Genomic DNA, 8,451 nt, shown 5'->3' on the forward strand with positions numbered 1-8,451 from the left:
TGCGCAGCCGTTGGCGGCCAACGCGCGTATCCGTCTGCGGGTCAGTCCGACATCGGAGTGGAAGCCACGAACGCGTCGCAAATCTCGCTGCCGGTCGTGAACACGACGCCAGGACGCGCACGGATATGCGCCAGCGCCTCGCGGAAATAACGCAGCCGGTGCGGCACGCCCATGATGTACGGATGGACGACGAGCGCCATCACGCGCGGCTCGTTCTGTGCATCGGCGTACAGCTGTTCGAACTGGTCGATCGCGCGGGTGCGGTATTCGACGGCCGCATGATGCTGAATCAGCATCATCGCGACGTCGTTGCATTCCTGCGTATAGGGAACGCTGACAATCGGTTTGCCGCGCGTCTTCAGGTACAGCGGCTGGTCGTCTAGCACCCAGTCGCACACATAGTCGTAGCCTTCTTCGGCGAGGATATCCGGCGTCTCCCACGTCTCCGTCAGGCCAGGTCCGAGCCAGCCGCGCGGCGCGCGGCCGGTGAAATCGCGGATTGCAGTGGTGGTCTTCAGGATGTCGGCGCGCTCGTCGTCCACCTTCTGCATGTTCTTCTGGCTGTAGCCGTGACCCATGAACTCCCAGCCCCGCTCGAGCGCCGCCCGCGAGATCGGTTCATAGGCGCGGATCGCGGAACCGTTGATCGCCAGCGCCGCGCGAATGCCGAGCGTATCCAGCACATCGAGCATCCGCCAGTACGCGACACGATTGCCGTACTCGTGCCACGCCCAGTTCGGGATGTCTGGTGTCGGCGAGCCGCCGGCCGGCGGCGTCAGCACGGTGCGTGGCATCGTTTCGCGCGGATTCCATTCTTCGATATTGACGATTACCCAGACAGCAAGTTTCGCGTCGCCCGGCAACGCGAGTTTCGGCCGATCGACGATCGGCGAATAAGCAAGACGTTCGTTCGGTAGCATAGTCATTGTTTCCTGGAGCCAATGGTGAAGTGGATAGTGTCGAGCCCTTCGATCACGCCTTCGATGCGGTCACCGGGCACGACCGGACCGACGCCCGCAGGCGTGCCGGTGAAGATCAGGTCGCCGGCCTTCAGTTCGTATTGCGTCGACAGGTTCGCAATGATCTCCGGCACATTCCAGATCATCTGGCCGAGGTCGCCCTTCTGGCGCGCCTCGCCGTTCACGGAAAGCGAAATCGAGCCGCGTCCGATATGGCCGACGCGTTCGACCGGATGCAGCGGGCCGCACGGCGCCGATTCGTCGAACGACTTGCCGATCTCCCACGGTAGCATCCGTTCGCGCGCTTCGCGCTGACGGTCGCGGCGCGTCATATCGATACCGACCGCGTACCCGAACACATGGCTGAGCGCGTCTTCAACTGAAATATTCATGCCGCACTTACCGATCGCGGCGACCAGTTCGATCTCGTGCTGGAAGTCTTCGGTGTACGGCGGAAAGCTCAGTTCGGCGCCGTTCGCGACGATCGAGTCCGACGGTTTCTGGAAGAAGAAAGGCGGATCGCGTTCGTCACCTTCCTTCATTTCGCGGATGTGTTCGACATAGTTGCGGCCAACGCAGTACACCCGGCGAACGGGGAAGCGGGAAGCGCTGCCGGCAACGGACAGGACGGGTGTAGCCAATGCAACGGCATAAGAAGACTGATCGACGGTCAAGCTTGATTCTCCGGACAGTGAAGACGGGTTGCAATGATCATGTGTATACAATAATGCAATGTCAATGCAAAAGTGTATTCAGTTTGCGCATTGAAAAACCGTTGATTGCATGCGCGCAGAATCAATGCATTTAGTGTTTCTGGCCGTGCATATTGGGACTTCCCCTGCACACGGATGGTGACATGCACTTACCAGATGCATACGATTCACCGCATGCGAGCCATAATTGTGCTCAGCTCTGATTTATAATCAGGCACGTCTCTAAGTCGAAGGACGCCAATGATGGAAAAAACCGGGGCGGCGACGCTGTCCGGCGAACTCGCCGAACGTATCCGCCAGGATCTGCTCGATGGGGTGATTGCATCCGGATCGCGCATCAACGAAGTCTCTCTAAGCCGCGGCCTCGCCGTCTCGCGCACGCCATTACGGGCCGCGCTGCAGATGCTCGCGGGTGAAGGATTGTTGACTTACACACCGAACCGCGGCTTCACTGTGCGCGCGTTTCCGCTATCGGAGATTGTCGATGCGTATGAAATGCGGGCGCTCGCCGAAGGTCTCGCCGCCCGCCTTGCCGCCGAGCGCGGCCTTTCCGCCGATGCCTGCATTGAGCTCGAAAACGCGCTGACGCGCGGTGATCAGATTCTTGCCAGCGGCATCGAACCGAATGCCCAGCGCGCGGAATACGCGGAAATCAATGAGATTTTCCATTCCGTCATTCATGACGCGGCGAGTTCGCGGCTGGTGTCCGATGTGTTGCGTCTGTGCCAACAGATTCCTCAGACTTCGACGCACAACATTCTCGCGTTCGAAATCGACGACATTCGCGAACGTCACCGCTTTCACCATCGTATTTATGACGCGATCCTCGCGCGCGAGCCGCGTGAAGCCGAAGCGCTGATGCGGCAGCACGTCGTGAGCGTGAAGACGTCGCTGATCCGCGCGGCCAGCCGGCAGATCACTACCGCGCAACGAAACAGGCCAGGGCAGCGGAAGGCAGCGGTGGAGTAGCGCAACCTGTTGCGCACCGAAAGGTGCGCGCATACCGGTGCGAGCCGTTTCGATGAATTCGAAAAAAGCATGCTCAACGATGAGCCGGGGGAACCTAAGGGCTGAGAGCGATCACGTGCCGGCGCTCGCCATAGTTCGAATCATGTGCCCCATATGCCCATCGCATGAGACGGCGACCGGCCACAAAGAGACAGTCGACAGTTGCACCGAGATTGTCGACAATCGGAAGGTACTTTGAATTCCAGCAAAGATCCAAAGCCGTGACGGAACATGAGCTTTATTCGATCAACCGACCGGTCCCGTAAGCACGTCGAGTAGCGAGTAAATCGTTGGGCGAATACTGTCGGCAACGCCGTCGTAACCAGAAGGCGCAACACCCTTTCCTCGCATGCGCTCATTCACAATATTTCGGCAGACGGTAACAGTCTCCTCGTCGAGGTTTCCGGTATCTGCCAGATAACGCGGTAGCGTTGCAAGCTCATTTTCCGTTGCCCCATCGCATACGATCTTCCGGAACTCCTGTACCGCAGCCTCGTCGCGTAGTAGTCTGCTACGCACCGCTTGATTGCACCATTCTTGGAAGTCCCACATCGAATGAAAATCGCGATTGACCATGGCACGTACTATTCTTATGAAAGTCGCGGTATCGCACAATTCTGCAGCGATAACCACCGATGAGTAGTGCGCGTCCAAATCGTCGCCTGCCTTCTCCAAGTAGGCCACGAGATCGCGCAAAACCTCACTCTTAGGATCAAATAAGACGAGGGGGACAACACCCGAGGTGCGACCGGATCGTTTTACGAGTGCCTCCAACTCAGCAGTTATAGTCAGATCTCCCTTAAAGTGATCTCTCAGAATTTGCGAAGCTTCGAAATACAGCTGCATCTCATGCCAGTTCCGGTTTGGACGGACTCCCCCCTCTCCCATAATCGCGCGCATGCAATATTCTCGCAAAAGATCACTTCTTGGCACTTCCTTTGAAATCGCCCTTAACAACCCGGCGTCGACTGCTACGGCTTCATTGGTGCAGTGCTGAACAAAAGTTGATCTCAACAAATCATCGTCTGGGAGATAAGCAGAAATCGCTGCCCAAAAATCTCGCCCAACACCATCGGCAGCAATTCTGTCAATGAGCTTACCCTCGAACACCTCTGTTAGATAGGACCAATTTTTGGCAATTAATTTTAATAGAGTTTGGCTCTCTGATCCGTAGGCTCCCAAGGCAACGCCAAGCGGCTTATTTGCCCATTGTAGCGGCACAAATCGCTCAATCGCCCCCAAAGAAAGCAGTCCTGCGAACGCGGCTGCTCGGCGCTTATCATGATCGGGCCCGGTGGCAATCGAATCATCTAGAAGCCGCTCCACATGCGGGCGAATATCTTCTCCCGAAGATCGTATCGCTTCAAAATAGTGTACAGCGTACTGCACCTTGAGATCACAGTCTTCCTCCCAATCGTACCTTGAGAGAAGGTCGCGCAATTGTTCGTTCCTGTCGAATTCATTGGTCGACGCGTCAAGAATCATTTGCCTTGATAACGGGCCGAGAGGCATAAGCCGTCTGCACAATTCTTGCTGTATGTTCGTGTCCTGTATATGTGCTATCGCCGCGACGGGAATTTCACGCTTTGACCGCAGCATCGTCAACGCAAATTGTCGGACTTTAGGATGCTTCTGAAAAGAGGCAATGAACTCCCCTGCGGCGGAAAAAACACCGTCACTCGACTGTTCTATGCGCGTCAGCAACAACTCCGCGACTTCTTCGTCATCTGTTAGTCCCAGCGTTGCAAATGCTTTAACCAACAAATCAAGTCTTGCTTTGCCGTCTTCGCGAGTTATCCGAATTAGCTCAGCTCGGCAGCTTTCCGACGACATAAGCTTCGGGAACAATGAGATAAGTTGATTTTTTCTTTCCGCCGTCCACGTGTCGATCTCTAGCTTCAGAGAACAGATATCTGGGTCGTCCGAGGGCCAACCGTTCAGGAGAGGAGCAACGTACCAGAAGATACCGAAGTCATGCGCTGTCCGTGCATTGTCCAGACAGTAAGCCTTCAGGCGATCATCGAGCAATGACACCAAGATTGGATATATCTTGTATTCTTGGTGCTCCGCCCCACCTCGGAGAATGCTAGTAACCACTCCTTCTCGAACATCGGAATTTGCTCGGACGAAGCGCATAAGGGGCGACCAGTCACCAGGGAGGCCCAATGTGAACGGACGCTTTTCTTCGAAGTTTCTCAGTATCAATGCGGTTATCCGCTCATTCGTTTCCGAGCAACCCAAAAGATATGACCACGCGATACTGTTCTGAATTTCTTCCTCTCGTCTATTATGACGATCGTCAGCACTGCGGACGCATTTGTCGACCACAGTTGGATGGTCCTTCCAACCCAACAACAGAACGTGCGCCGCCATCCCTCTACATTCGTAATCCAGATCTGAGTGTGAATGTGCAAGGGCGAGCATCCTGGACAAGTCTTCGTCGTCAGCCGTCGCGCGCTTGACCTTGGCGAACATCGCGCTCAATTGCACTTCGTTGTGCGCGCACGACATAGCCTGCTCAATGAAGACAGGGATTTCGCTATTGTCCGGCCATCCCTCGACCAAGGCCTCAAGAGCGAAGGCCACTACTGACAGATCCATTGCGCTTTGAAGCAGCGAAACCAGCCAATTTTCAACCTCTTTGCTTCCTGCGTAAATCTCGACAAGGGCTTCTTTTGCTGCGCGCCTATTGTGGTACCGTTCGTCTACAAAGCCTTTTTGAATGACCTTCAGCCGGTAGCTCTCATTCGGCCAACGGATGGCTACCCTGTAAAAGCTCGACAGGTAATCTTCAGACCGCATTCCCCACTCTTGCATCCTATAGACGATATCTTGACTCAAAGTGGGATTGTGTATGCCTTCGAGGAAAGCGGACAAGTGAGCGCGCCTCTCGGTTTCCCACCCTGAAGACTCGATGATCGCTATGCTCTTGTCGGCCAACCGCTGCGCTGTAGTTCGATGAATCTCAGCTGGCCCAAAAGCAACCTCCGAAAGCAGAATACGGCGCTGGATACTTCCTAGCGTATCTGTCGTGGCGGCCTCTATGGCCGAAATTATTGCTTCAGTTTCCGTGCGTCGTTTCGTTGAAACGATTAAGTCAGTAAGCACACTGCGCCACCTGATGGAGCCCGCATTTCGCCCCACAAAAATCAAGATAGAGTCCAATGGCCATGAGTGAATGTGCACTGAAGCAAGATACTCTTCAATACTTGCATGAACGAAACCGATTTCTTCGGGACCTTTCTCTACAAGGAGGCCGACGGTTTCTGCATTCACTGCAAGAATCTCATTGGTTACGGAGAGCGCTTGCTCAACCGAAAATGCATATCCATCTGGATCGCTGAGGAATTTCTTAATCTGTTGACGAGCCGCCTTTAATGAGTATCCTGCGTCGGCGCCCTCGCTTCGGATCGCGAATGCGAGGGCACCGAGTGAATCCTTCCGAACTTCGCTCGTTGCGGCTGCGGAAAACCGGGACTCGATATCGCCCGCTGCAGTCGCTCGTGTTTGCGGATGGATGTCGAGGAGGACGTCTGTGAGTTGCCCCAGCGCCTGGACCTTGTTAAGTGGCAGCACCTGTCGACGAATCGCGAGCGCGATCAACGCTAACAACATCAATGGGGTTTCAGCGAGTGTTTCGAGCCCACGTCCCTTTCTTAGTTCACGGAAGAAGCGTTCAGTCCTCCATCCGACTGTGCTCTCTGAGGCGGCCTTGTCCTCGTCGACATTGGCACTGCGGCCAAACCAAGCCGAGACAATCCCCCGCTGCTGAATTGAGGACAACGGTGCAATGGAACTGGTAGCCCAATCTTTCGGAATGGTTCCGATTCGAGCTAGCCCACGTGGTCGAGCGGTAACGACCGTTGGGATTTCATGCGCGATCGACAAGGTAAGAAGGTGCTGCAACGTCGTCCGTGCGGCCTGCTCGTTCGCCCATTCGTCCAGCCCATCGACTAGCAAGATAATGCGCCGCTCATCAACAGCCCTATCAAGCAATCCAACGAGATCAGCAGTTAGCTGCTGTTGGAGTGACTCGCGTATTATTTCTTTGAGCCCAACTGCCGTCCCCTTAGTCTGCGTAATGCGAACCCATTTGGCAAAAGAGACAAATATCGGAATCTGCCGCCCCAACTTTTTTGCTACTTCTGGAAAGATCTCTTGTCCCGTCAAGATATCCAGCGCAAGGCAGCGAAGGATTGTGCTTTTGCCAGAGCCGGCGTCCCCGAGAATCGCAAAACCATCTCCCGCTGAGAGCCATTGGCTCACCGGAATCCGACTTAATCGATTTACTCGTCGAACTTCCAAGCGATCAGCCGCTGCCATCTCGTTCATCGTGGGGCGATTAGATGACACCGCATCGATCACTTTCAAGTCTGCATCTTTTGATACCTGAGTTACTACCGTTTCTCGCACCAATACGTCGGGCATTGAAAAGCGCTGCACCAACGGGAATGCTGCTGCCTGCGCGGATGACAACGGTGCTGCCGTGTCCACGGCAATCCTGTCAAGCAGTTGAAAACCCGCGCTATAGACTTTCTGCAACTGATTCCTGATTTTGGACACGTCTGAACCATCGAGCCGCTCCAATACGTTGTTCTCAATCGAATCGCCGTAAAAATCCTTTGCACAACATCGCCCAAAGAATTCAAGCACGATCTCAGGGTAGGGGCGCAGTGAAGTAGACAGGTCGTCCCCGCCAAGAACCCTTAGAACGATATTCTGCTGCCGCAATGCTCCAGCGTGAGCTTCGATCGCATCTTGCAGCGGAACATCGTCTACTGCGCATTGAACCGCGATATAGAAGTTTTCGGTCCGGCTAGCCCAGCTTCCAGACACAAAAGCTTCCACGGCCTTATTCAAATTGGCGACCGTGTAGTTCTTATATTTCTTTGCCTGCCAAGTGTTATATCTGCCGTTGACCTTTCGCGCGAAAATATCTATGCCTTCTTGGGCCTGTCCCGCTCGACCATAGAGACTATGTGTCTCTATGTCTGCATCTTTCCCCGCCAATCGGTAACACAGCTTTTCGAAGTTCTGCCAACTCAATGACTCGAACGGCAAAGATTGTGCGGCCGTGGTCACCGGGATGAAAGCGGGAATTTCGCCAGCAGGCGCTGTAACAGCCGAAATAGTCTCGTTTGTCGACATAGTTTTGAACTAGTGTGGATGTTTTTTTACATGCGACTTCCCGACAGCCGCACCGAAAGAAGGATCGTAGCATCCACTGCCGTTCCGTCTAGTTTCGCAGTATCTCGTCCTCACAGGCATGAAACAGGCATTGCGCCGCAGCGCTGGACAGAGGCGAGATCCCCAAAGCTAGGACGGGGTTCGGCTTGGACGGGCCGCCGCGGCGAGCACCGCGGTTTTGCGCGTTTCGTAACTCCGTGCGTCTGACTCAGAGCGGTGCGCCGCGACGGAACGACCAGGTGAAAAAGATCAAGGGGATGACTGCTTCTGAGCAGCTTGGCTGTCCCTTGTGGGTCGACTGCTGTCCGACGCGGCCGATCTAAGGCCGACTTCGCCCGCCGGCCGGCGCCTGGCCGGGGTCGTTAAGGTTTATTCGATGCCTGCCATCGGCCGCAGGAATGTGCATGCCTCCGCGCGTGTCGGCAGGCGTCGAATAAGCCCGATGGAGGAAACTGCGGAGTGCTCCGATGTGGTCGGGACGCGCCGCTATGGCGATTGATAGATCAGGATGTCCAGCGATGTCGGATGCGGTGCGGCCGGGCGGAATGCTGCACGGGCGCTGACGCCGTAGCGAAGCGATGCTC

4 protein-coding genes are annotated in these 8,451 nt (G+C 55.4%); 1 reads left to right on the top strand and 3 read right to left on the bottom strand.

Annotation, left to right across the window (positions count from 1 at the left end):
* Window positions 1-41 precede the first annotated feature (41 nt).
* Both P0D73_RS27975 and P0D73_RS27980 read right to left on the bottom strand, forming a co-directional pair.
* Entirely contained in the window at window positions 42-926 is an 885-nt protein-coding gene (locus P0D73_RS27975; RefSeq protein ID WP_408433656.1) for a polysaccharide deacetylase family protein, read from the bottom strand.
* Window positions 923-1,633, bottom strand: a complete 711-nt coding sequence (locus P0D73_RS27980) for a fumarylacetoacetate hydrolase family protein (protein WP_408433659.1) — start codon at window positions 1,631-1,633, stop codon at window positions 923-925. Before P0D73_RS27980 ends, P0D73_RS27975 begins: the two co-directional genes overlap by 4 nt.
* 279 nt (window positions 1,634-1,912) lie before the next feature.
* Between P0D73_RS27980 and P0D73_RS27985 the strand changes: the two genes are divergently transcribed.
* A complete protein-coding gene (locus P0D73_RS27985) occupies window positions 1,913-2,641 on the top strand; it encodes a GntR family transcriptional regulator (RefSeq protein WP_408433662.1) in 729 nt (242 codons plus the stop codon).
* A 285-nt stretch (window positions 2,642-2,926) separates the two neighbouring features.
* On the opposite strand, the gene P0D73_RS27990 is transcribed toward P0D73_RS27985, so the two are convergent.
* The gene (locus P0D73_RS27990) at window positions 2,927-7,828 is read right to left on the bottom strand and encodes an NACHT domain-containing protein (protein WP_408433665.1); all 4,902 of its coding nucleotides are present in this window, start codon (window positions 7,826-7,828) and stop codon (window positions 2,927-2,929) included.
* Window positions 7,829-8,451 lie beyond the last annotated feature (623 nt).

Source organism: Paraburkholderia sp. RL18-101-BIB-B, from assembly GCF_046026985.1.
Taxonomy (GTDB): Bacteria; Pseudomonadota; Gammaproteobacteria; order Burkholderiales; family Burkholderiaceae; genus Paraburkholderia.

Excerpts from the sequence above, each read along its gene's own strand:
- P0D73_RS27975 (WP_408433656.1), bottom strand. The coding sequence starts at position 926 with ATGACTATGCTACCGAACGAACGTCTTGCTTATTCGCCGATCGTCGAT.
- P0D73_RS27985 (WP_408433662.1), top strand. The coding sequence starts at position 1,913 with ATGATGGAAAAAACCGGGGCGGCGACGCTGTCCGGCGAACTCGCCGAA.
- P0D73_RS27990 (WP_408433665.1), bottom strand. The coding sequence starts at position 7,828 with ATGTCGACAAACGAGACTATTTCGGCTGTTACAGCGCCTGCTGGCGAA.